We start from the raw sequence: 22,087 nt of genomic DNA, 5'->3' as shown, positions 1-22,087 counted from the left end.
GACGGCCCGGGCGTTTGATGGGTCACGCCTTGCAATAATATACTAGTATGCTAGTTAAGGGGCGGGAGGCTGAGTTCATGAAGATCCTCGACATCAAGGCCACGACCGTTGCCGTGCCGCTGGAGGCACCGCTTCGTCATTCCAATGGGGCGCACTGGGGCCGGTTCGTCCGCACCATCGTGCAGCTGCAGCTCGACAACGGCCAGATCGGGCTGGGCGAAATGGGCGGAGGCGGGGAATCGGCCGAGGCGGCGATCCGCAGCCTGCGTCCCTATCTGGCCGGGCATGATCCGTTGCAGCTCGAACAGCTGCGCTGGAAGATCATGAATCCTGTCGGCAGTCTCTACAACAACCGCCTGCAGCTGCACGCTGCCATCGAGATGGCCTGCATGGACGCCGCCGGAAAGACGCTCGGCCTGCGCGCCTGCGATCTGCTGGGGGGCGCGATCCGCGAGGAGGTGCCCTTCGCCGCTTACCTCTTCTCCCGCTACCGCGATCCGGCGACCGGGCGTGGCGGAGAGACCGACCCGGACGAGCTGGTGGCCCATGCCCGGGCGCTGAAGGCCGCCTATGGCTTCACCACCCACAAGCTCAAGGGCGGGCATTTCTCGCCGGATCACGATGTCGAGGTCTACCGGGCGCTGGCCGCGGCCTTCCCGGGCGACCGGTTGCGGCTGGATCCCAACTCGGTCTGGACCGTCGAGGAGGCGGTGCGGGTCGGTCGCGCCATCCTGGATCTCAACAATGACTATTTCGAGGATCCGACCTGGGGCCTTGAGGGCATGCGGCGCCTGCGCCAGTTCGTCCCCATCCCGACCGCGACCAACGCCGTTGTCGTCAACTTCGAGCAGCTTGCCCAATCGATCCGGCACGATCTGGTCGACGTGATCCTGCTCGACACGACGTTCTGGGGCGGGCTGCGACAGGCGCACAAGGCCGGAACGGTGCTGGAGACGTTCCAGTACGGCGCCTCCGTTCACTCCTCGGGCGAGCTGGGCATCCAGCTCGCGTCCATGCTGCATCTGGGCGCGGCATTGCCAAACCTGTTCTTTGCCGCAGACGCGCATTACCACCACCTGACGGATGACATCATCCGGGGCGGCAAGCTGCGCTACGAGAACGGCGCCATCCGCGTGCCGTCGGGCCCCGGTCTCGGCGTCGAGCTCGATCCGGATCGGCTGGCGCTTTACGCCGAGCATTACCGGGAGTTCGGAGGCTACCCTTACGACCGTGATCCGGCCCGGCCGCAGTGGTATTCCGTCTTCCCGGAACGCAACTTTGCCGATCCGCGCGTGAAGGAGATGCCCCGCACGCCGGCCTCATGAGAGGTCGCGCGCGGAGCGCAGAGGGAAGGGCGGCCGGTCCGTGCCGCCCTGCTGTCGTCGGCGCGGTTCAGTGCGTCGTGCGCGGTGGCCAGAGTTCGCCCGGAAGGCCGGACTTCGGTCCGCCCAGAAGCGATGACGACAGCGCATGGACGCCGTTCACCGAGAACAGCCAGATGATGTTGCGGTCATACTCGACGAAGGCGGCAAAGCTGCCGTTCTCGAAGGTGTACTCCGGCATCTCCGCCTCGGTCGGGAAACGCGGCACGTAGTAGCCGGCGATCTTCGGTTCCAGCGGATTGCTGACGTCAAAGAGCTGCAGGCCGGCATTGTAGAAGGCATAGGCGACAAGGCCGTCGCGGCCATGCCCGGGCTGGTTCGTGCCGGAGCGCTTCGGGCCGAAGCTGCCCTTGCGCTGGCAATAGTCCGTGAAGCCCGCCTCCGCCGGCGGTGTCGGCCGCGGGAACTTCGCCGCCACCTTCAGCTCCGAGGGAGCCCTTGCATCGATCACCAGGATGTCCTTGTAGGGCTCGTAGCAGTTGGAGTTCATCGGATAGCCGTTGGCAAAGACGTAGCCGGTGCGGGCAAACTGGCTCACGTCGGCATTGTCGAACTCGGTGCCGGCAAAGCTCGGCGGCGTGTTGACGTGGCCGAGGATCGCCGGCTTGTCCGGATTGCTGATGTCGAAGCTGTAGAGGCCGAGGCCGCCCATCGCGCCGAAGGCGATGGTGCCGCCGGCTTCCACCGGCTTCGGCAGGAAGGGCGCCATGCGCGAGCCCATCCACGAGGTGCGGTTGCCCGCGCGCGGGTTCATCAGGAACGCGGCCTCACTGGCTGCATCCCCGACCACCTGTCCGGGCACGGTGATCTGCGTGACGAACTCCGGATCGGCCGGGTCCGACATGTCCCAGACCTGATAGCCGGGGGAATGCAGGTAGTCCGGATACTCGGTCAGGGCATGGGCATCGTCGGGCGCGGCGGACAGGAACATGTACTTGCCGCCGTTCCAGGCCACCGCATCGAGCGCGCCGGAGCCCTGCTGCTCGCCGATCGGGGCCTGCGGATTGACCCGGTCGGTCGTGCGGGTGGCGATGAGTTTCCAGTCGCTGGGCAGCGGACCGTTCATCTCGTAGACCTTGAAGCCCTTGAGCGAATTGTAGTTCCGCAGCGCCGCCACCTGCTCCGGCTGGGTCCGCTTGTTCTCCAGAAGTCCGTACCGGCCGATCTCGTAGGAGGCGACGGCGACCATCTTGCCGAGCGACGGGCTCCAGGCAAACGTCAGTCCGCCCCAGTAATTCTGGACCGTTTTCGCATCCCATTTCTCGCTGGAGCCATCCGGGCCCCAGACCCCGCCTTCGGAGTAGACGACCGTCGCCCTGGCCGGATCGGTCACGTCCAGCACGCGGATGTAATCCCGGTCGTGCACATACATGAACCGCCTGCCGTCGAAATCGGCCACTTCGACCCAGGCATGAAACGGCGAGCTCACATTGGGATAGAAGGCGATCGGCTCGACATTGAGACTGTAGCTCTTGTCGTCCCACCCCTCGATCTGCCCCGGAAAATTGGGGCTGCTGCCGAGCGGTGTGGCCTTCGGTGCCTGGAAGCTGCCATCCGGCCGCATGCCGTAGTCGACGCCTGGCACCGGCGCCGGAGGTGCCTTGTCATAGGTCAGGTCTGACCATTGCAGCAGATAGGGGTCGCGGATGTCGATCGCGGCCGGGGTCTTTGCGCCACCGCCTGCCGCCAGGCAAGCCGTCCCCGTCAGGGCCAGCAGGGCGCTGCCCATGAAAACTTGTCGCAATTGCACTGACATGTCCTCCCAGAATGTGCCGTCCCGGCGGCCTCGTTCGCTCTCGCGCCAGAATCAAAGCAGGAACCAAAGCAGGAACCGGGCGAGGGCCAGGGCCGGGCCAGGGTCGGGCCAGGGTCCTGCCGGCGCCGGGGCCCCATGTCCCCGGTGGTGCCCGACCGTCGCCTCCGCTCCATCGGAGCAATCCAGACGTGTCGGGCAATCCCGGCTGCAAGTGGACACGGATTATATATAAGACACAATCATGATTTATCGTATGAATTCATCCAAAAATCAGGATTAATCGACGCTGGACCGGTGTCGCGTCACGCCGGGCGCAGGGCGTCGAGCAGGGCCTCGACGCTGGCCACCAGCCTCAGCCGCAAGTCGGTGTCCGCGGGAAAGTCGGCAATCTCGAAGGCTGCCTGGTCGAGGGCGCCGAACAGCAGCACGGCCAGCCCGTGCGGGTCGACCGGGCGCAACAGCTGGGCGTCGATCAGCCCGGTGACCTCGGCCTTGAGGAAGGCAAAGGCCGTTTCCCGATCCCGCGCCCGCATCTGGGCCAGTCCGATCACATGCGGCCCGTCCAGCAGCAGGATCTGCCGCATCGGGGGGATGTCGGTGGCGGCAAGATAGGCGCGCCAGATTGCATCGAACCGCAGCCACGGATCCACGTGCCGGCGCGCCGCAGCGTCGATGGAGGCCACGAGATGGTCCTGCCACGCGTCATGGACCGCGATGAACAGGTCACGCTTCGAGCCGAAATGCGCGAACAGCGTTCCCTGCGACACCCCGGCTGCGGCGCAGATCGCCTGCGTCGAGACGGCCTCATATCCGTTCTGCTCGAACAGCGTGCGGGCCGCCGTCATCAGGGCCTCACGCGTGGCGGCGCGCATGTCGGCATTGCGTCCCTTCGGCTTGGGCATCTGTGTCAGGAACCATCTTATTGACCGTAAGTCATTAAATCACTATCCTGCTTGCCATGGACCATCAAGACGGGCGCCTGCCCATCCTGTCGATAACCCTGACTTGCAGGGTCGCGCGGGCTGATCGCGCCGCCTTGCCGGAGCTTCGCGGATGAAAAAGACCTGGATGCAGAAACTGGCCGGCGGCAAGCCGCCGCATGTGGTGCAGCTCGAAAGTGCCTTTGCCGGTGTTCCGGCCGGCGCGCGCCTGTTCATCGCCTCGCCGCGCCTGCTGGACGAGCGCATTGCGTTGATCCCGCGCGGCATGGTGCGGGACCCGGTCGACCTGCGGGCGGAGCTGGCGGCCGAACAGGGAGCGGATGCGACCTGCCCGGTCTCCACCGCCATCTTCCTGCGCATCGTTGCCGAGGCCGCGCTGGAGCGGATTGCCGGCGGGACCCCTGCAGCCGAGGTCACGCCCTTCTGGCGGGTGATCGCGCCGGGGTCGAAGATCGCCGGCAAGCTCAGCTGCGGCGATGACTATCTTCAGCTGATGCGAGACATGGAGCGCACGGCTCCGGCCTGACGAAACGGCCGGCGGTGGGCTGGCCACCGCCGGCCGGATCGGATCCCGTCGCCCGACCCGGCCAGATCCGGCTGTCGGGGCCGGTCTGGAGGGGTCGAGGCGTGTGGCGTCTTATTCGCCCTGGGCCTGCGAGTAGCCCGCCACGCCGTCGAACGTGTAGAGGTTTTCGGTCTTGATCGCATCGAAGCCTGCATCTGCGATGCGCAGGAGCAGTTCGGCAATGGCCTTGCCGTCCACACGGCCGGCTGCAGCCGGGAAGCGGCAGCGCCAGTGGTCGGTGCACAGGGTCTGCGGATTGCCGTTCGGATAGACCTTTACCCCGCGGTTGGTGACAAGGGCGAGGCGGAACTGCGGCCCGGCCAGATCGGCAAGCGCCTGACCCAGCACGTTCGGGTCGCGGCCATGGTCATCCCAGTTCAGGAACACATCGACGCCGGCCAGCTCCTTCTTTGCCGCCGGCTTGGCCGGAACGGTCGCAACGGCCTGGACCAGGGGCTCCGGCTTGCGGTCGGGGTAGGTCACTGCGGCCATCTTGACCGGAGTGCGGCCCAGACGCGCGATCACCGCCTCGGCAAAGGCCCGGGTGCCGAGCTTCTCGCGGCTTACGCCCGGCCGGTAGATGTCGGCGGTATGCAGCCCCTCCTCGAGGGCGCAGAGCCAGGCATTGTGAATGTCGCTCGCCGGCTTGGCGCGGCCGAGATGCACCAGCATCATGACGGCCGACAACAGCAGGCCCGAGGGATTGGCAATGTCCTGGCCGGCGATGTCCGGCGCCGAACCGTGCACGGCCTCGAACATCGCGCAGTCGCGGCCGATGTTGGAGGAGCCCGCCAGACCGATGGAGCCGGCGACTTCCGCAGCCACGTCGGACAGGATGTCTCCGTAGAGGTTCGGCGTGACCACCACGTCGAAGTCCGTCGGGCGGCTGGCCATGCGGGCCGTGCCGATGTCGATGATCATGTGGCTCGTCGCGATGTCGGGATACTCGGCCGCGATCTCGTCGAAGACCTTGTGGAACAGGCCGTCGGTGAGCTTCATGATGTTGTCCTTGGTCATGCAGGTGACCTTCTTGCGCCCGTTCGCACGGGCGTAGTCGAAGGCGTAGCGCACGATCCGCTCGCAGCCCGGACGCGTGATCAGCTTGAGGCACTGGACCACTTCCTGGCTCTGCCGGTGTTCGATGCCGGCATAGGTGTCTTCCTCGTTCTCGCGCACGATCACCACATCCATGCGCGGATGCAGCGCGCTGACATAGGGGTGATAGGACACGCAGGGCCGGAGGTTGGCGTAAAGGCCGAGGGTCTTGCGCAGGGTGACGTTGACCGACTTGTAGCCGCCGCCCTGGGGCGTGGTGATGGGGCCCTTGAGAATGATCTTGTGCTCGGCAATCGCCTGCCAGGTGTCCTCGCCGATCCCCGCCATCAGGCCGGCCTCATAGGCCTTCAGGCCAACGGTGACCGGATGGAAGGTCAGCGCCGGATCAGCGGCCTTCAGGATGGCAAGGGTGGCTTCCATGATCTCCGGACCGATCCCGTCGCCGGCGGCAACCGGAATATGGGCCGCCGGCAAGGCTGCCGGGTGATAGTCCGCACCGGTCTTCGCAGCCGGGGTGGCGATCAGGGGAGCAACGTTGGACTGCATGGCTTGGTTCCTTTCGGATCGTGACAAGCCCGATGTAGTGCGCCGCGCGTGGCGATAAAAATACATTTAAAAGATATGAACGTTCGTTCTTGTAGAACGATCTGCCACGTTCCCGGTCGGGTCGAAAGGCGTCCGGCGTCCATATGCCCTGATGTCAGGCGAGGATGTCCGGCGAGGATGTCAGGCGAGATGGACCGTGTAGGTGCTGCCGGCGGCCTCGGCATGGGCGGCAGGGGTCACGAGCAGGCTGAACAGCTGCGCCAGCACGGCCGCACGCCAGGCCCGGGTCAACGGATCGGCCTCGTCGGCAATCTCGATCAGGATCGCCCCCCGTCGCCAGCGGGAGATGACCGGCGCGCCGCCGGCAAAGGTCCAGGCATGGGCGACGATGGCGCGGCCGAGCAGACGGGCAGCAAGGGGAGCCGGAAGAAGTCCCAGGAGCTTGCGGGCGAGGGCAGGGATCCGGTTTGCCGCAACATAGGCGCCGGTGCGCCGTCCGCTGTCCTCGGCCACGGACAGCGCGGCCGTCGGGGCAAGGCCGGTCGCCAGGCTCCGCATCAGCGCCAGCGCCTCGCCCATCGGCACCATGGCGCCAGGGGGGTCGGCCAGGCGATGGGCGAGGCCGGCACCGGCGAAGATGCGCGCGGTCTGGGCCTCGCCGGCCTGGGCGCGCAGCGCCGCCGCCGTCTGGATCAGGACATTCGGCCCGATGAGCGGCCCGCCGACCGGTGTCGTCATGGTTCGGACGGTCCGTTGACCTCCAGCGCCAGGCTCTCCGGCATCTGCTGCTGCCCGCCTCCGCAGGCCATCATGCGCTCTGCCGCCCGTTCCTTGCCCTGCGCGCGCACGGCAGCCCGCCGCTCGGCAGCGCGGGCCGACCGGTCGGCGGCCGCATCCCAGTCTTCCATCTGCGCCGGCGCGATCTGGCGCGAGGTGTCGAAGTGGAAGTCGACCGACTTCTTTGTCTGCGGTCCCCAGTAGCCGGCCTTGCCGAGGTCATAGAAGGTGCGGTTGAACCCCGCCTTGAGGAAGGCGTAGAGACATCCGAGCAGGTAGCGCCGCCGGAAGCCCCGTCCGCGCCAGGGATAGTGGAACAGCGCCTTGCGGCTGTAGAAGCGCCGGTAGTTGCGCATCACCCCGTCGAGGAGCTCGCCGCGCGTCATCGCGGCCGGCGCCATGATCGGCGTGACGAAATTGTACTTCGAGAAGTCGAAGACCTCGACCTTGTCGCGCAGCTCCTGATAGAGCGGGGTGAAGGGCCAGGGCGTGTACATCGACCAGTTGGCGAGGTCGGGCTGCCAGTCCCACGCCATCTGGAACGTTTCCTCGAGTGTTTCCGCCGTCTCGTTGTCCAGCCCGACGATGAACTGCGCCTCGGTGAAGATGTCCGCCTCGCGCAGCAGCCGGATTGCCTCCTTGTTGTCGGCGACCCGGGTTTCCTTGTTGAACTGGTCCAGCTTCAGCTGCGCGGCCGCCTCGGTGCCCAGGCTGACATGCACGAGCCCGGCCCGGCGGTAGAGCGGCAGCAGGTCCTTGTCCCGCATGATGTCCGTGACGCGGGTGTTGATGCCCCACTTGACCCGGTCCGGCAGGCCGCGGGCGATCAGCTCCTCGCAGAACTCCTTGAACTTCTTGCGGTTGATCGTGGGTTCCTCGTCCGCGAGGATGAAGAAGCCGACATTGTGCTCGTTCACCAGCCGTTCGATTTCGTCGGCAACGCGCTTCGGATCGCGCACCCGGTAGTCGCGCCAGAACTTCCATTGCGAACAGAAACTGCAGGTGAAGGGGCAGCCGCGGGCCATGTTGGGGATGGCGACCCGGACGCCGAGGGGCGTGTAGAGATACTTCGACCAGTCGAGGATCGCCCAGTCCGGATCGATCGCATCGAGGTTCTTCACCGTCGCTGCGGCCTGGGTTGCCACGATGCGGTCGCCATCGAGATAGGCAATGCCCTTGATCTGCTCCCGATCCCGTGGCCAGCGCCCTTCCGCCACCGTCCGCAGCAGCGCGACGAAGATCTCCTCCCCCTCGCCGCGCACGATCACGTCGATCCAGGGGGCCTCGGACAGGACCTGCTTGAACATGAAGGTGGCGTGCACCCCGCCCAGCACCGTGACCGCCGCCGGGCAGACCCGCCGGACCGTGTCCAGCACCGCCTCGGCTGCATAGATCGAGGGCGTGATCGCCGTGACGCCGACGAGATCGGGCTGCAGCGCCTCAAGGCGCAAGGCCAGCGCCTCGTCGTCGAGATCATCGGTCATGGCGTCGATGAAGGTGATGTCGTCGAACCCGGCGGAGCGGGCATGGCCGGCCAGATAGGGCGCCCAGCTCGGGGGCCAGGTGCCGGCGATCTCCGCGCCGCCGGAATGGTAATTGGGATGAACCAGCACAATCTTCACGGCCAACCTCCCTGAAAGTGTCAAGCAAGATTGACAGTTAAAGCGTCATTTGAAATTGACGCAGATCAACTGCGGTGCGCGCGCCCCTGCTGTCGGCTGCGCGCTGAGGCGCCCGCCCCCGGCAGGCCCTGCCGTCCGGAGGGGGGCCGCAGCTTTTGCCCCCGAGGACAAGGCGCAGCGGGCCGGTGTCAGGTTCTCATCGTCGTGTCGAATTCCTGCGCCGGCATTGGCCTCGCGCAGGTGACGGGCTCCTGAGGCCGCCTAGATGCTGTTGCGCGTGTCCGCAAGCGCCACGACCGGGTGCCTGCCTGCCCATCCGCCAGCCCGTCCGTCACGGATCGAAGGAGTGCCTCATGCCGTCTGTCCGTCTGCTGCATGTCCGGGGCCGCTCCAGTCCGCCGCATGGCGTGAACGGGGGCTTGCCGCGCCTGTGGTCGTGCCGGCGCTCGCCCGGTGTTCAGGTGCGTCGGTCAAGACCATGACCGATCTCGCCTACTCCGCTCGCATCGGTACGCCCACCTTCGACCTTGCCCGCTATTCCGCCCCCCCGCGCGATATCGAGCGCTGCGAGGTTTTCTCCGGTGGGCTTTACTTGCTTGAGTTCCCGCGGATGGAACACGTCCGGCAGGTCGAGGCGCCGGGTCAGGGCGGCGACGTGATCATCCATTTCCAGGAAACCATGCCGCGTCTCGATCGCCAGGTCGCTCCCCCGCTTCCGGCCCGGACGATCCACTCGCGGACCCTCACGTTGATCCCGGAGGGGCTGGCAACCAGCTGGCATTGTGCGACCGGGCAGCCGCTCTGCCTGCATATCCATGTGCCCCGGTCGCTGCGTGAACAATGGATGGAAGAGCTTGGCAACGCGCCACTGACCCCCCTGATCAACTGCCGCGCGACGGAGCTTGACGACCTGTTCGCGCGGATTACTGCCGAGTTGCGCGGAGCGGGCGCCTTTCGTCAGCTGAAACTGCAGGGGCTTGTTCTCGCGGCGGTGGCTGCGTGTTACCGGCTGGGCGGACCGCACGGTGCCACGACGTCCGGCCAGGCCATGACGGCGGCACGGCTGCGGCGTGTCCGTGCCTATGTCGAGGAGAATCTCGACCGGGAGGTCTGCATCGAGGATCTGGCCGGTTGCATAGGTCTGTCGCCCAGTCACTTCAGTCGTGCCTTCCGGGCCGAAGTCGGCATGAGCCCGTACGCGTGGGTCGTGCAGGCCCGGATCGAACGGGTGAAGGAGCGGCTTCTCACCACTCGAAAGAGCCTTGCCGAGATCGCCATGGACTGCGGCTTCGGCAATCAGTCGCACATGACCGAGACGTTCCGCCGCTGTGTCGGACTGCCGCCGGCCCGCTGGTTGCGCGAGCAGGGTCAGGATCCGGCAGGACGCGCGACATGAGCGCGCCCCCGATCCGTGGCTCCGCTCGGTCGCCCCGTCGCAGCGACGGCGGCAGGCCGTCACCGCCCCCTGCCGTCTTTCATGCGCAGTCGGGTCTGGTCGCCTATGATGCGGCCTGTTTCCATGGGGCGCCGCCCGTCCATGGTCCGGCCCTCCTGTCTGACCTTGGTTATGCGGCGATGTTCCAGGCCCGTCTGCGCCGGGTCCCGGAAGTGGTCTCCGTCGTCACAGGTGACCTCGTGATCTTCATGGTGATGACGGCAAGGCACGCCATGGATGTCTGGATCGACGGTCGTCCGTGCGGGCAAGTCACCCTGAGGCGGGGTGACCTTGTGTTGCTGCCCCCCGGGCTGACCTCCCGGTGGTGCGCGACCCTCGGACAGGTAAGCGGCATTCATCTGCATGTGTCGGCCGAACGGCTTGCGCGAACCCTGGACGACGAGCCGGGTCGGGCCAGCCTGGATCTGGCGCCGGCAGTTGCCTTTCGCGACCCGGTTCTCCAGCGCCTTCTCATCGAGGCCGTGCAGCTTGATGAGCAAATGGCAATCTCCCGGCTCGGCATGGCGGCCCTCGGCACAGCGGCCCTGCTGCGGGTGCTCCGGCATCCCCCCCCGCGCCCCGGCACGCGAACGCCTCGGTCAGGGTGACGGGGCAGCGCCTGCTCCGAAGCTAGGCCGGGAGGCTCCTGACCAGCGTCTCGCGCCGGTCCGAGAGGTGATCCCTGATCTCGGGGCGCTCGGTTAGCCGGATGGCTTCGGTGAGGCAGGCAATTGCATCTGCGATATCCCCTGCCAGCAGAGAGACCTGGCTGCGCGCGACCCACCAAGGCTGGTGCCGGCGTACCCTGTCTTGCGGCAGGTCGTCGAGCTCGGCGCGCGCGGAGCCGATGTCGCCGGTCTCGGCAAGGACAACAGCCCTGCCGATCCGGGCACCGATGCTGTCTGCATGGGTCACCAGAAGATCATAGAGCTTGAGCAGCGCGGTCAGGTTGAGCCGGCCGGTCAGCGGACGCTGCACGTGCACGGACTGGATGGCAGCTTCACACTGATAGCGCCCGAAACGCCCGGCGCGCGAGGCAACGGTCAAGAGCGCTTCCGCTTCCAGGATCCGGGTGCGGTCCCAGAGCCGGGGGTCCTGACGGTCAAGCGGCACGAAGCGCCCTGCATCATCCCGGCGCGCGAGCCGCCGGGCGCTGCTGTAGAGCATGAGGGCAAGAAGTCCCTTTGCCTCCGGCTCCTGCGGCAGCATCTCCACGACCAGCCGGGCAAGCCAGATGGCCTCGCCGGTCAACGCCTCCGGCATGTCTGGAAGATCAAGCCTGTCCCAGCCCTGCCCGAAGGCTGCATAGATAGCATCGAGCACGGCGTCCAGCCGTCCAGCCATCTCGGCCCGATCGGGAATGCCGAAGCGCAGCCCGGCATCGCGGATCCTCGCCTTGGCCCGCACCAGACGTTGCGACATTGTCGCAGGCTCGACCAGAAAGGCACGGGCAATGGTCGCCGCGTCGATGCCAAGCACGGTTTGCAGCATCAAGGGGGCCCGCGCAGCCGGATCGATGGCCGGATGGGCGCAGACGAACATCAGCTCAAGGCGCCTGTCGCTCGCCTGTACAGTCTCCTCGGCCAGCTCGATCTGCTGCATGAGCTCGGGCTCGGCAGCCTGTCTCACCGACCGCGCCCGCGCCTCGTTCTTCTGCCGGTTGCGCGCCGCAGTCAGCAGCCAGGCGTCCGGATTGGTCGGAACCCCGGTCTGTGGCCAGGTCCGAAGTGCCGCGATCAGGGCCTCCGAAAGGGCATCCTCGGCGGCCGCGATGTCGCGCCGGCGCATCGACAGGATCGCGATCAGGCGGCCATAGCTGGTCCGGGCCGCCTGTTCGGCGACCCGGCGACTGCCGTCGGGATCCGTCGGCTGGCTCATGCTGCCGGGCCGGACATGGGCGACAGCACGGGGCGTACCTCCACGCTTGCAGTTCGCGCCGACGGGGCCCGCGCAGCCCAGTCCAGAGCCGCATCCAGATCTGGGACCTCGATGATGACAAAGCCGGCCAGCTGCTCCTTGGTGTCGGCAAAGGGCCCATCCTCGACCAGACGCTTGCCGTCGCGCAGGCGAACCGTGCTGGCCGTATGCGGGCCTTGCAGTCCGGCGCCGCTCTCGAACACGCCGGCTTGTGCCATAGCGTCGATGAAGGAGCTCCACCCGCCCCAGTAGACGGGAGCCGTTGCGGGGTCATTGCGCTGATCGAAGTCGTCTGCGGTTTCGGTGAAGGCGAGCATGAATTTCATGGCTTGGGTCCTTTCCTGTTCAGCGAGGCATGATGCCGGGTCACGACGTGGCGTCCTGGCGCAAGGCAACGGCCAGCAACGCACCGGCGATGGCCACGACCAGGCTCAGGATGATGATCTGCGGGGCGCCCATTTCGGCAAAGACGCCGTGGATGGCATCGCCGATCCAGAGACCGACGTAGCCAGCAAGCGAGAGCGCGAGAACGCCCGCCGCCTCGGGTCGCCGCAGGAGCAGCAGCACGCTGCCAGCCAGGCCTCCGGTCACGCCAGCGGCAAAGGCAAGGGTCATCCAGGCCGGATAACCGGTCATCACGGTTGCCTGGTCGGCGGTCAGCCCGGAGGCCATGAGGCTGTCCCGTGTCGCCGTCACGGAGCCGACAAGCTGGATTGCGCCGAACAGGTTCCAGGCAATGCCGCCAAGGGCGGTAGCGCGCGTCCACAGGCGGGGGCGGGAGGCGAGAGGGAAGGCGGATGCGTCGGACATGTATCTCTCCTGCAGATCGGAAGCCAGCCGGAACGGGGCTTCTGTCGGGATGACACGCCGACACGGGCCGTTTCGACAGGGTCGCGCATTTTTTTCGCCAAACCAGTCTCCCAGCCTCCCGGGATGTCATGCGCCCTGCGGGCCAGCAAGCCTGATCGAAGACGAAGCCGGTCAGTTCACGCACGTCCGGGCGCTGATCGGGACAGCCGGAGCAGGATCGCGAAAGGCGAGGGGGCGGCGTCCTGATAGTCTTTGACCTGTTGTTCCGGACAGTGATGTCCCCGGTGAATCCGGGTCTGCAGTTCGAGACTGGACCCGAAAACAGGTGCGGGCCGTCTCCGCCTTGGCCGCTTTGATCAGTTCAGGAGACGGGCATGACAGGTCTGCGCCACAAAGCAGGGGCTCGAGCCCTCCCATTCAGGGAAGGACCGCCGCCACGCTACACGCTCTCCAATCCCCAGACCCAGCTCGACCAGCAGCCTGACCGACCGCTTACTTTTGCAATTGTCAGCGAAGTGTCAGGCTGGCCCGGGGTGCGGATTGACGGCAGTCTGCGCGCGCCCATGGGGACGGTCGGCTTCTTTCTCGATCATCCCAGCGGGCAGCCGGCAGACTCCTTTCTGTTAGGTCTCGAGTTCGCGCATGTGCATCCGGGCCCTGACCACAGTTTGCACATGGTCCTCCCGGAGCCGATCCTCAGTGAGGCCATCGGCCATGGCTGGGCTGTTCCGCACCATCTGGCCGGCGCGCCGGGCGTCTCTCGGTTCACGGTTCTCGTTTTCGCGCCCCGTGACACCAGCGAACTCCCGATTGCTCTGGCCCTTGTCAAGTCCGCCTGGCATTTCGCGGCGGGTATCTGATGGAGATCCGAATGCCGAACTACACGCAAGACAGGCTGAGCGCCATCGACGCGGCGCTGCTGCTGATAGATCACCAAGCGGGGATCATGCAGCTTGTCCATGATTATGGTCCCGCTGAGTTTCGCTCGAATGTGCTGGCATTGGCCAAGGTGGGTCTTGCCTTTGGTCTCCCGACGATCCTGTCGTCAAGCTACGAGACTGGACCGAACGGACCGATCATCCCGGAGTTGTTGGCGTTGTTTCCGGACGCTCCGGTCATTCGTCGACCCGGCCAGATCAGCGCCTGGGACAACTCCGACTTCGTGGATGCCGTTAAGGCAACAGGGAGACGCAAGCTCATCATGGCCGGTGTCACGACAGACGTATGCCTTGCGTTCCCGGCCATGCAGGCGGCTGCGGAAGGCTACCAGGTCTACGGGGTCATTGACGCCTCCGGTGCGCATGACTTCGCAACCCAGTCGATGGCTGTGCAGCGGCTTGTCGCGCATGGGGTGACACCGGTCACATGGCTCATGGTGGCAGCGGAACTCCAGCGCGACTGGCGCGAGCCGACCGCCGAGGCAACCGCAAGGGTGTTCCACGAGCACCTCCTGAACTACGGCATGCTGATCGACGGGCACGCAGCCTCGCAAGGAGGCGCAGCATGACCCTGCCGCGCCTGTCTCGATGGCTGCTTGGAGTGTCGGTTATGGGCACTGTTGTGACTGTCGCGGTCGCTGATGTGTTCAACGCCACACACCTGTTCAATCCGGACTGGCCCGCCCATGCCAGGTTTCACATTGCCATGCAGTTCACGGCGCTCTGTCTTGTGTCCCTTGTTTCGTTGTGGGCCTTGTTCGGCGCTGCTCGGGCAGGACAGGCATGGCTGGCTGCACTTGCACCTGCCACATTCTGGCCTGGTCTGCTCGTGGCGTGGATGGTTCCGGGAACAGATCCCTATGCGACCGAGGCACTGCGGTCGACCGGCGTGCCGATAAACATCATTGCGGCTGTCGTCTTCCTTGGCATCACCGGCTGGGGTGTCCATCTCGCGCGGCATAGGGAGTGAGCCAGCGACAGCCATCGTCCAACGAAGGGACTTTTTGTTTGCCCTGCTTGCAGCCTCTAACGGGAGAGCCAGCCATGATTGACCTTGATCGCAGATCCTTCCTAGCCGCGGGTACCGTAGCGGCATTCGTTGCCGCTTCCACACCCTTGCGTGCTCGAACCGATGCGCGTGTCCGGTCGATCAGCGCCATGACGTTGGCCCCGGACGGTCGGCTTGTTGTTGCGGACTGGCGTGCAGGCGCCCTGCATGTTCTCGATCTTCCCGACGCCCAGCCTGCGAGCGACATGCCGTTCAATCTCATGGCTCTCGATGAGGCGCTCTCGACGCTCTCCCCCGGACGAGTGAGGGCGACCGCGCTGGTGTGGCACCCGTCGACCCAACGTGCTGTCATTGCGGCAGAGGCAGGCGGTCAGCCCTTCCTCGCCCTGACTGCTGCAGATGGAGCAGTCGTCACGATTGATCCGGATACGCTTCTCGCAACGTCCATCAGCTTGTCCGATCTTCCCGGCGAGGGAATGATCTGGAATGACACGCCGGCGCGGTCGCTGACGGTTACCGGTCTGTCCTGGCAGGGCTCGTCATTGCTGGTCGCAGGGGTTGCCAATACGGACTTTTCGTCAACGCTGCGCCGTCTTCCCTACCCCTTTGCCGGGACGGCGACCATGGCGCGGATCGAGATGTATCATGCGGTGCACAACCAGCTCGAAACGCGGGCGCCGATCCGAGCCATGGCGACGGTCTCGCTGGGAGGCACCGAGCATCTGCTGGCAGCCTATACCTGCACGCCGCTTGTCATCTTCCCGGTATCCGATCTCGTTGACGGTGCATCTGTCCGCGCCAAGACAATCGCCGAGCTTGGCTTTGGCAACACGCCACTCGCTATCGCCACTTTCTCCTTGCAGGACCAGGGACAAACGTCCGAATGGGTGCTTGTCGCTAACGCCGCGAAATCCGCCGACCTGATCCCACTTCCCGCCATTGCGGAGGCAGCGGCCGGTCCGGGGCTGTCCAGTCCTGTGAAAGCACCGTTCCAGCAATTTGCTGGCGTCCAGTCCATCCCGGTTCCGCTTGGCAATCTCGTGGCGCTGGTTGACCAGGGGCCACAGTTCCTTCTGGCTCTCCGGCGGGCGTCCGAAACGGGCGGACTGGAACTCGTCTCCATTCGCAAGGGGGCATTCTTCAGGCTGTCGGATTTCATCAACGAGTACGATATGCCCGGATATGCCTACCCTGCCGACGATGCGTTCCAGCAGGGCTACATTCGTCCGTTCCATGCCATGATGAAGCGGGACGAAGGATATGGAGATCTTGTCCGCTAACCTGCCGCGGGTACTGGCACTCCATCCCTCGCACACGGCGTGGCCGGCAAACATCCTGCGGGTCCACGTGGTGTTCGACTGCGAGATGAACCCGATGGCCGCCTTGGCTTCCATCAGGATCGAGACCAGTGACGGTGAGCCGCTGAGGTCTGTCCTGGTGGATCTGCCGGATGGGCTGTGGTCACCCGATGGCCGGATCCTGACACTTCTGTTCCACCCTGGCCGCCTCAAGCGCGGTCTGAGGGCTCACGAGCTGCTGGGCAAAGCGCTGCAACCCGGGCGAGCCTACCGGCTTGTCATCGGCCCTGGCCTGACTGACATCGATGGGAGAGACCTGTCGCCAACCGGTCCTTTCGTGTTCGAGGTGGGACCACCGCAGGACGCCCCGATCGATCCCTTCACATGGGAGGTTTCAGAACTCGTTCCCGGTGGTTTTGCGCCTCTGGTCGTTACAACCGGGACTATTCTTGATGCCCTGTCGGCGCTGGGCGGGCTTGGCGTTGTTTCTCCTGCTGGTGGCCGCCATCCCGTCAGCGTCCTCGTCGAAGGGACCAAGGTGATCCTGGTGCCTCGCTTCGCCTGGCCGGATGGCGCTCGATTGCGGATATCGCCGGGTCTTGAGGACGTCTGCGGCAATCGCGTGGACCACGCCTTCGAACGGCCGTTCGGTTGACGGCCACGCTGCTCGCACCGTGACGGTTCGCAGATCAAGTTTGTACCGGGTCCCCGCGGGGGAGTGCCTGCAAATCCGGGACGACGTCATCAATTCTGGTTTCTGATCAGGTGGGTCCGGCGAGAGCCTGACCAGGCGGCGGGTTGCGCGACGACCATCATGGCGAAGGACGTCGTGCCAGGAGAGCCATCGCTGCAGGTCCGCCGCGCGGCGATCCAACGATGGGACAGGGATGGCATGGCCTGTTCGCGCAGCATCGCCAGGTGGAAGCGCTCAGCGTGACCCTTCGTCCAGTGCGTAGAGGGCCTGGTTCTGGTGTCGCGAAGGCCAAGCAGGTCAGCACCTGGAGGGCGAGGCGAGCGACTGAGCCCGAGCCGTTGTCGGTCATCACTCTGAGAACCCTGACGCAACATACACGGCACCATCTGAGCGCGCGCAGCAAAGCCGGTCGTTGACCTGTGCAGCTCGTCCGGCAACACCTCGACATAGGCCAGTCGCGTGGCGCCATCGATGGCGACGTGCAGGAGGTGATGTCCCACGCAAGATCTGCCGTCGCGACAGTTGCCGGTGATGCGGTGGCTAACGCCCTCGAAACGGGCGAGCTTCTTGAGGTCGAGATGGAAACGGTCGCGAGCGTTGACCAACTGGCAGCACCGAACCAGTTGCTCGCGCGTCAGCGCCTTGAGACGGCCAAGGCCCATCCGCGTCAACCATCCGACGCCGTTGGAACGGGCCAGATCCAGCTTCGCCGCGATCTCCCTGCAGGTCAGTCGATACTTCCGCCGCAGCTGCTTCACGGCCGAGCGGCGATCCCCGCCGCGTCGACCTCTGGTCGACGCGGCGTACGCAAGCTGGTGGCGACGATCAAGCGACGTGGAAAGCCAAACCTCATCGTTTCCGACAACGGCACGGAGGTTACCTCGAACGCCGTGCTGACATCGGCACAGGCAGCCAGGATGGCCTGGCATTTCATTGCGCCGGGCAAGCCAATGCAGAACGGCTTCTGCGAGAGCTTCAACGGGCGAATGCGCGATGAGCTCGCTAAGCGAGACGCTGTTTCTGGGCCTTGACCACGCCCGCGAGAAGCTCACGGCTTGGGTCGACAACGACAACAATCTGCGCCCGCACTCCGCGCGTGCCTAACAAACTCTGGCGGCCTATGCCGCCTCCCCTTCCGCAACATGCGATCAGCTGCCCAACCCGGACCAGCTCCGCCGGTCACATGCTGCATAAATCGCGCCGCAATGCGTAAACCCTACAAGAATTCCAAACGCTGCTGGCTGAAACTACAGTGGCAGGTCAGTAGGTTCACGCGATCCTGGCAGAAAGCCCGCGCAAGCGCGCGGCTCGTACCCGTGCAGACACGCCCGCGCTGCTGAAAGGCCTGCTGTTCGGCCCGGATGGCGCAGCCTTTTCGCCGAGCCATACGCGCAGCGGCGACAAGCTCTACCGCTACTACGGCAGCCCGACCGTCCTGAAACACGGGGCCGGCTCCTGTCCGGTGGGCCGTGTGCCCGCTGGCGAGATGGAGGCCGCCGTGATCGACCAACTCCGCGCTGTCTTCCGGCAGCCGGAGATTGTCACCGGAACGGTTAGGGCGCTGCGCACCGCAGCGAGCAGCCTCGGCGAGGACGAGGCGCGCAAGGCCTTGCTGCAGCTCGACCCGCTCTGGGACGAACTCTTCCCCGCCGAGCAGGCGCGCATCGTGGCGCTGCTGGTCGAGCGCGTCGATGTCGGTCTTGGGGGGCTGAGCCTGCGTCTGCGCCGTGATGGCCTTCTCGGGCTCGTGGCAGAGTTGGCGCGGCGCGACGCAAGCAAGTCAAAGGATCAAGCGGCATGACCAGAGCCGGGACCGCGATGTCGTCCATTTCCGACACCCTGACGCTGCATGTGCCGTTCCGGCTCATCAAGCGCGGTGGCCGGAAGGAAATCCGTGTGCCGGACGGCAGCGCAGAACCGCCGCGCAAGGACGATGCCCTCGTCAAGGCCCTGGCCCGCGCCTTCCGCTGGAAGCGGATGCTCGACGCCGGCAACTTCGCCACCCTGACCGATCTTGCCCGCCATGAGGGCGTCACACCATCCTTCGTGACGCGAATCCTCCGCCTGACCCTGCTCGCGCCGGACCTCGTCGAGGCGATCTTGGACGGGACCCAAGGCCCCGACGTGACGCTGGCGCGGCTGATGCAGCCGTTCCCGGTGGAGTGGGCGGAACAGGGATTGGCCTGTCAGAAACGACAATCAGGACTTGTGCAGACTTCAGCGCTCGCATACTCATAAGCGTGTCCAGTAAATGGACATGCGGTATCAGCGGAGCGCAACTGAGCCGGGATGAAGCCAGACACCAGAGACTTGCGTTGGGGCGTCGAGCAGCGCCTCGAGTTCATCGAGTTCCGCCTGTACTGGGAGGGGCGGGTGAACCGCAGCGATCTCATGGACCAGTTCGGCGTTTCGGTGAACCAGGCATCCGCCGACCTCAACCGCTATGCCGGCCTTCAGCCCGACAACATGGTCTATGATCGCAGCCTGCGCAGCTATGTGCGCACGTCGGCGTTCCGGTCGGGCTATTTCACTCCGGACGCAGGCCACTATCTGGCCCAGCTGCGATCTGTTGCCGACGGGATCCTTGACCGCGAGGATGCGTGGATCCCCGATCTGCCGCCATTTGCGTCCGCTCCCGCGCCGGTTCGCGGGGTCGACCCCCTGACGCTCCGCGCCGTGGTCGCTGCCATTCGCAGGTCGGAGGCAATCGAAATCATGTACCAGTCCCTGTCCAGTCCAGAGCCCCGCTGGCGCTGGATCGCGCCCCATGCCATTGCATTCGACGGGTTCCGCTGGCACGCACGGGCATTCTGCCAGACGGACGACTGTTTCAAGGACTTCCTGCTGTCGCGGATGCTCGAGATCCGCGGATCGCGTGCGAGCGAAGCTTCGGGCGCGGATGACCATGACTGGAACAGCGAAGTCACCCTGGAGATCGGCCCGCATCCCGCCCTGTCGGCGACACAGGCAAGGGTCATCGCGCTTGACTACGGGATGGACAACGGCAAGGCACAGATCAGGGTCCGCAAGGCTCTGCTCTACTACGCGCTCCGGCGACTGGGGCTTGATACAGACCCGGACGCCCGAAGGCCGCAGGATCAGCACATCATACTTCTCAACAGGGGTGTCATTCATGAAGATCATGGATAGACTGACCCGCATCTTCGGTAATCGCGACCGTGCGACTAGCGAACCGGAAAACCATGTTCTTGGCCCATCCGAGATCCGGCTGATCGCCGAAGGGAAGCTCGAGCGGCTGGCCGATTTTGCGGCCTCCTCCCGCCTATACGCGGCCGACCCTAAGGGAGATACGCCGCTACACCTTGCTGCGCGCATGGGAAATCTTGCCGTTTGCGATCTCTTCATTAGGTCAGGTGCTGACTATGAAGTGCTGAACCACGACCGACAGACGCCTGCAGATGTGGCATTTGCCGAAGGCCATGGTCTCACCGCGCAGCTTCTGTATTCGCTTGCTGCGGAATCGCGGGAGACGAAGACGGTTAACGAGCACGTTTCACTCGTGGCCGAGACTGTCGCTGCCGTGCCCGTTTCAGTTCCGGAGCACCATTTCTCCGTGGTTCAGGAGACTGAGTCAGCCGATAGGGCTGACGACCTGGATGACCTGCTGAGTTTCGACGCTGAGGCAGAACCAGAGGAATTCTTCGTTCAGCGCGCGGTCGATCCGGCATCGGGGAAATTCGTTGCGCTCGTTAGTTCGCCACCTGTGGTTTCGGATGACGAGGACGGGGATTGGGATCTCGACCTTTCTCAAGCACCAGTTTCTGGAGAGGGCATCGGCTCCAGCGTCGCTGCGGCCGCCGATCACGGTGCAGAGAGTGACTTCCTGCAGATCCGCAACCGCGGCCGACAATCAATCAAACGAGCGGTTGTCCAGAGCGGCACGCGGATGTCGATCGACCCGGATCTCTGCTTCACTTGGGCAGAGGACATTCTGGCAAAGGGCCAGTGCTCCCTCGCTGATATCGACCGCCTTGTCGCCCATTGCGAAGGGAATGGTGATCTCGAGGAACTGCGCATCAATCTGCAGCGCAACCTGGAAGCAGTGGGCTTCAATCTCACTCAGGAGACGTGGCATGATGCCGACCTCTTGGACGCCGTCTCTGACACATCGTCCGATGACCTTGTTGACTTGATTGAGGCAGCCCTTACGCGTCGGACGCGGCTGCCCGGCACACAGCGCTTCGTCATGGACAAATCAGAAGAGCTGCAGTTGCTGGAGCCCATGATGCGGGCCAAGCAGGAACTCCAGCTCGGCATCCTCGCCTCCGAGACCGCCGTCGAGACAATCCTCGACGTCATGGACCGCATCCGCGACGGGTCACGAGACCCCGGCTCGGTCTCTCTGAGAACGATTATCCCCTCACGCCCGGGTCATGCGGAAACGTCTGAAGTAATGGCTGCAGCGGACACTCTGAGGTCGTGGCACACTAGTGGCCGGGTGATGGACGGCAAGCGACGAAGAGAGGCACTTGCTGCGCTCGAGGCATTGGATCTCTCTTTGGCATTTCACAAAGAGTTGGTCCGCAGACTGGAACAGTTCCCAGCGTGCCAAGCCGAGGCCAGTCAACTGGACGCCGAGATACTGATTTCGGAATCCGCTGCCGACCACCTGATCCGCGAGCATCTGCCTTACGTGCGGCGGTTTGCCTCGCGGAACGTTGAGGAAGGCGAGGATCCAGAGGACGTATTCCAGGTGGCGTTCATGGGTCTACAGCGTTCCACAAGGCGATTTGATCCCGAGCGTGGTTATCGTTTTCTCATCTACGCCAATTACTGGATGCGACAGGCCATTGCGCGATGGCGTGCTGATGAAGGCGCGGCAATCCGCATCCCAGTGCACCGGGACCAAAAGATGACCAAGCTTGATCGCGCTTTGGCGAGGCTGGACATTCGGGTCAGTGTTGCAGTTTCCGACCTCGAACTCGCCGAAGAGCTGGAATGGACAATCGACGAGGTTAGGCAGTGCCGCAGCATTCCACGTGCAGCCGAGTATCCCGAAAGCCTTGATGACTGGGACGACCTGCTGCGCGAGCCTTCGGCAGTAGATGTCTTCGACCAGGCAGAAACCGAAAGGATCGTGACAGACGCACTGGCTGACCTGCCAGAACGTCAGGCTGATGTGATCCGGATGCGTTTTGGTATTGGGCGCGATTCCGACATGACCCTCGAGGAAATCGGTCAGATCTACGGCGTGACGCGCGAGCGCATTCGTCAGATCGAAGCGAAAGGCCTCGATCGACTTTCCCATCCGGGTCGCAAACGTCGGCTCCAGGAATTGCTGGGGATGTGACGGGATGGGTGTAAGAAATGCTCCTCCTCA

The 22,087-nt window shown here is 65.0% G+C and carries 21 protein-coding genes and 1 pseudogene; 13 read left to right on the top strand and 9 right to left on the bottom strand.

The window, feature by feature from the left end; genetic code table 11:
* Window positions 1-77: 77 nt before the first annotated feature.
* Complete coding sequence (locus tag GWI72_RS13635) at window positions 78-1,325, top strand: enolase C-terminal domain-like protein (protein ID WP_161708940.1); 1,248 nt, start codon at window positions 78-80, stop codon at window positions 1,323-1,325.
* A 67-nt stretch (window positions 1,326-1,392) separates the two neighbouring features.
* Here the strand turns inward: GWI72_RS13635 and GWI72_RS13630 are convergent, their stop codons facing one another.
* Window positions 1,393-3,111 (bottom strand): LVIVD repeat-containing protein, encoded by a 1,719-nt coding sequence (locus GWI72_RS13630; RefSeq protein ID WP_244314242.1) that lies wholly within the window; start codon window positions 3,109-3,111, stop codon window positions 1,393-1,395.
* A 329-nt stretch (window positions 3,112-3,440) separates the two neighbouring features.
* Window positions 3,441-4,040 carry a TetR/AcrR family transcriptional regulator gene (locus GWI72_RS13625; protein WP_161708938.1) on the bottom strand — a complete coding sequence of 200 codons (600 nt, stop codon included), beginning with the start codon at window positions 4,038-4,040 and terminating at the stop codon, window positions 3,441-3,443.
* A gap of 151 nt (window positions 4,041-4,191) precedes the next feature.
* Between GWI72_RS13625 and GWI72_RS13620 the strand changes: the two genes are divergently transcribed.
* Window positions 4,192-4,605: a hypothetical protein gene (locus GWI72_RS13620; RefSeq protein ID WP_161708937.1), complete on the top strand. Its 414-nt coding sequence runs from the start codon at window positions 4,192-4,194 to the stop codon at window positions 4,603-4,605.
* A 111-nt stretch (window positions 4,606-4,716) separates the two neighbouring features.
* Here GWI72_RS13620 and GWI72_RS13615 read toward each other — a convergent pair whose 3' ends face one another.
* From GWI72_RS13615 to bchE, 3 genes are all read right to left on the bottom strand, one after another.
* Window positions 4,717-6,246: an NADP-dependent isocitrate dehydrogenase gene (locus tag GWI72_RS13615; RefSeq protein ID WP_161676759.1), complete on the bottom strand. Its 1,530-nt coding sequence runs from the start codon at window positions 6,244-6,246 to the stop codon at window positions 4,717-4,719.
* Between the two features lie 180 nt (window positions 6,247-6,426).
* On the bottom strand, window positions 6,427-6,984 hold the full coding sequence (gene bchJ / locus GWI72_RS13610) for a bacteriochlorophyll 4-vinyl reductase (protein WP_161708936.1): 558 nt from the start codon (window positions 6,982-6,984) through the stop codon (window positions 6,427-6,429).
* Window positions 6,981-8,645, bottom strand: coding sequence for a magnesium-protoporphyrin IX monomethyl ester anaerobic oxidative cyclase (bchE, locus tag GWI72_RS13605; protein WP_161676757.1), 1,665 nt, complete (start codon window positions 8,643-8,645; stop codon window positions 6,981-6,983). Before bchE ends, bchJ begins: the two co-directional genes overlap by 4 nt.
* Before the next feature lie 478 nt (window positions 8,646-9,123).
* On the opposite strand from bchE, the gene GWI72_RS13600 reads away from it, so the two are divergent.
* A complete protein-coding gene (locus tag GWI72_RS13600) occupies window positions 9,124-10,041 on the top strand; it encodes an AraC family transcriptional regulator (protein ID WP_161708935.1) in 918 nt (305 codons plus the stop codon).
* A gap of 59 nt (window positions 10,042-10,100) precedes the next feature.
* On the opposite strand, the gene GWI72_RS13595 is transcribed toward GWI72_RS13600, so the two are convergent.
* From GWI72_RS13595 to GWI72_RS13580, 4 genes are all read right to left on the bottom strand, one after another.
* Window positions 10,101-10,580, bottom strand: coding sequence for a hypothetical protein (locus tag GWI72_RS13595; protein ID WP_161708933.1), 480 nt, complete (start codon window positions 10,578-10,580; stop codon window positions 10,101-10,103).
* Window positions 10,581-10,710: 130 nt separating this feature from the next.
* A complete protein-coding gene (locus GWI72_RS13590; RefSeq protein WP_161676754.1) occupies window positions 10,711-11,958 on the bottom strand; it encodes an RNA polymerase sigma factor in 1,248 nt (415 codons plus the stop codon).
* The gene (locus GWI72_RS13585; RefSeq protein ID WP_161708931.1) at window positions 11,955-12,323 is read right to left on the bottom strand and encodes a YciI family protein; all 369 of its coding nucleotides are present in this window, start codon (window positions 12,321-12,323) and stop codon (window positions 11,955-11,957) included. Before GWI72_RS13585 ends, GWI72_RS13590 begins: the two co-directional genes overlap by 4 nt.
* Window positions 12,324-12,363: 40 nt before the next feature.
* Window positions 12,364-12,807: a hypothetical protein gene (locus GWI72_RS13580; RefSeq protein WP_161708929.1), complete on the bottom strand. Its 444-nt coding sequence runs from the start codon at window positions 12,805-12,807 to the stop codon at window positions 12,364-12,366.
* A gap of 374 nt (window positions 12,808-13,181) precedes the next feature.
* On the opposite strand from GWI72_RS13580, the gene GWI72_RS13575 reads away from it, so the two are divergent.
* The 10 genes and pseudogenes from GWI72_RS13575 to GWI72_RS13530 all read left to right on the top strand — a co-directional run bounded on the left by GWI72_RS13575 (window position 13,182) and on the right by GWI72_RS13530 (window position 22,057).
* Entirely contained in the window at window positions 13,182-13,667 is a 486-nt protein-coding gene (locus tag GWI72_RS13575; protein ID WP_161676751.1) for a luciferase domain-containing protein, read from the top strand.
* 11 nt (window positions 13,668-13,678) lie between these two features.
* The gene (locus GWI72_RS13570) at window positions 13,679-14,314 is read left to right on the top strand and encodes an isochorismatase family protein (RefSeq protein ID WP_161676750.1); all 636 of its coding nucleotides are present in this window, start codon (window positions 13,679-13,681) and stop codon (window positions 14,312-14,314) included.
* The gene (locus GWI72_RS13565) at window positions 14,311-14,715 is read left to right on the top strand and encodes a hypothetical protein (protein ID WP_208995855.1); all 405 of its coding nucleotides are present in this window, start codon (window positions 14,311-14,313) and stop codon (window positions 14,713-14,715) included. Before GWI72_RS13570 ends, GWI72_RS13565 begins: the two co-directional genes overlap by 4 nt.
* Window positions 14,716-14,789: 74 nt before the next feature.
* A complete protein-coding gene (locus GWI72_RS13560) occupies window positions 14,790-16,034 on the top strand; it encodes a hypothetical protein (protein WP_161676749.1) in 1,245 nt (414 codons plus the stop codon).
* Complete coding sequence (locus tag GWI72_RS13555) at window positions 16,015-16,707, top strand: Ig-like domain-containing protein (protein ID WP_161676748.1); 693 nt, start codon at window positions 16,015-16,017, stop codon at window positions 16,705-16,707. The genes GWI72_RS13560 and GWI72_RS13555 overlap by 20 nt, the downstream gene beginning before the upstream one ends.
* A gap of 803 nt (window positions 16,708-17,510) precedes the next feature.
* Window positions 17,511-17,940, top strand: a pseudogene (locus GWI72_RS20190) (integrase core domain-containing protein); the annotation flags it as partial.
* Window positions 17,941-18,022: 82 nt separating this feature from the next.
* Window positions 18,023-18,547, top strand: a complete 525-nt coding sequence (locus GWI72_RS20390; protein ID WP_348272697.1) for a recombinase zinc beta ribbon domain-containing protein — start codon at window positions 18,023-18,025, stop codon at window positions 18,545-18,547.
* Window positions 18,544-18,984 (top strand): hypothetical protein, encoded by a 441-nt coding sequence (locus GWI72_RS13540; protein WP_161708927.1) that lies wholly within the window; start codon window positions 18,544-18,546, stop codon window positions 18,982-18,984. The genes GWI72_RS20390 and GWI72_RS13540 overlap by 4 nt, the downstream gene beginning before the upstream one ends.
* A 51-nt stretch (window positions 18,985-19,035) precedes the next feature.
* The gene (locus tag GWI72_RS13535) at window positions 19,036-19,896 is read left to right on the top strand and encodes a WYL domain-containing protein (RefSeq protein WP_161708925.1); all 861 of its coding nucleotides are present in this window, start codon (window positions 19,036-19,038) and stop codon (window positions 19,894-19,896) included.
* Entirely contained in the window at window positions 19,880-22,057 is a 2,178-nt protein-coding gene (locus GWI72_RS13530; protein ID WP_161708924.1) for a sigma-70 family RNA polymerase sigma factor, read from the top strand. The genes GWI72_RS13535 and GWI72_RS13530 overlap by 17 nt, the downstream gene beginning before the upstream one ends.
* Window positions 22,058-22,087 lie beyond the last annotated feature (30 nt).

Origin of the sequence: Pannonibacter sp. XCT-53 (genome assembly GCF_009915765.1) — a bacterium.
Lineage (GTDB): Bacteria > Pseudomonadota > Alphaproteobacteria > Rhizobiales > Stappiaceae > Pannonibacter > Pannonibacter tanglangensis.
This window is presented reverse-complemented; position numbering and strand designations above follow the sequence as displayed.

Bases quoted from the DNA above. Each gene is read 5' to 3' on its own strand.
- GWI72_RS13635 (WP_161708940.1), top strand. From the start codon at position 78: ATGAAGATCCTCGACATCAAGGCCACGACCGTTGCCGTGCCGCTGGAG.
- GWI72_RS13630 (WP_244314242.1), bottom strand. From the start codon at position 3,111: ATGGGCAGCGCCCTGCTGGCCCTGACGGGGACGGCTTGCCTGGCGGCA.
- GWI72_RS13625 (WP_161708938.1), bottom strand. From the start codon at position 4,040: ATGCCCAAGCCGAAGGGACGCAATGCCGACATGCGCGCCGCCACGCGT.
- GWI72_RS13620 (WP_161708937.1), top strand. From the start codon at position 4,192: ATGAAAAAGACCTGGATGCAGAAACTGGCCGGCGGCAAGCCGCCGCAT.
- GWI72_RS13615 (WP_161676759.1), bottom strand. From the start codon at position 6,246: ATGCAGTCCAACGTTGCTCCCCTGATCGCCACCCCGGCTGCGAAGACC.
- bchJ (WP_161708936.1), bottom strand. From the start codon at position 6,984: ATGACGACACCGGTCGGCGGGCCGCTCATCGGGCCGAATGTCCTGATC.
- GWI72_RS13600 (WP_161708935.1), top strand. From the start codon at position 9,124: ATGACCGATCTCGCCTACTCCGCTCGCATCGGTACGCCCACCTTCGAC.
- GWI72_RS13590 (WP_161676754.1), bottom strand. From the start codon at position 11,958: ATGAGCCAGCCGACGGATCCCGACGGCAGTCGCCGGGTCGCCGAACAG.
- GWI72_RS13585 (WP_161708931.1), bottom strand. From the start codon at position 12,323: ATGAAATTCATGCTCGCCTTCACCGAAACCGCAGACGACTTCGATCAG.
- GWI72_RS13580 (WP_161708929.1), bottom strand. From the start codon at position 12,807: ATGTCCGACGCATCCGCCTTCCCTCTCGCCTCCCGCCCCCGCCTGTGG.
- GWI72_RS13575 (WP_161676751.1), top strand. From the start codon at position 13,182: ATGACAGGTCTGCGCCACAAAGCAGGGGCTCGAGCCCTCCCATTCAGG.
- GWI72_RS13570 (WP_161676750.1), top strand. From the start codon at position 13,679: ATGCCGAACTACACGCAAGACAGGCTGAGCGCCATCGACGCGGCGCTG.
- GWI72_RS13565 (WP_208995855.1), top strand. From the start codon at position 14,311: ATGACCCTGCCGCGCCTGTCTCGATGGCTGCTTGGAGTGTCGGTTATG.
- GWI72_RS13560 (WP_161676749.1), top strand. From the start codon at position 14,790: ATGATTGACCTTGATCGCAGATCCTTCCTAGCCGCGGGTACCGTAGCG.
- GWI72_RS13555 (WP_161676748.1), top strand. From the start codon at position 16,015: ATGGAGATCTTGTCCGCTAACCTGCCGCGGGTACTGGCACTCCATCCC.
- GWI72_RS13540 (WP_161708927.1), top strand. From the start codon at position 18,544: ATGACCAGAGCCGGGACCGCGATGTCGTCCATTTCCGACACCCTGACG.
- GWI72_RS13535 (WP_161708925.1), top strand. From the start codon at position 19,036: ATGAAGCCAGACACCAGAGACTTGCGTTGGGGCGTCGAGCAGCGCCTC.
- GWI72_RS13530 (WP_161708924.1), top strand. From the start codon at position 19,880: ATGAAGATCATGGATAGACTGACCCGCATCTTCGGTAATCGCGACCGT.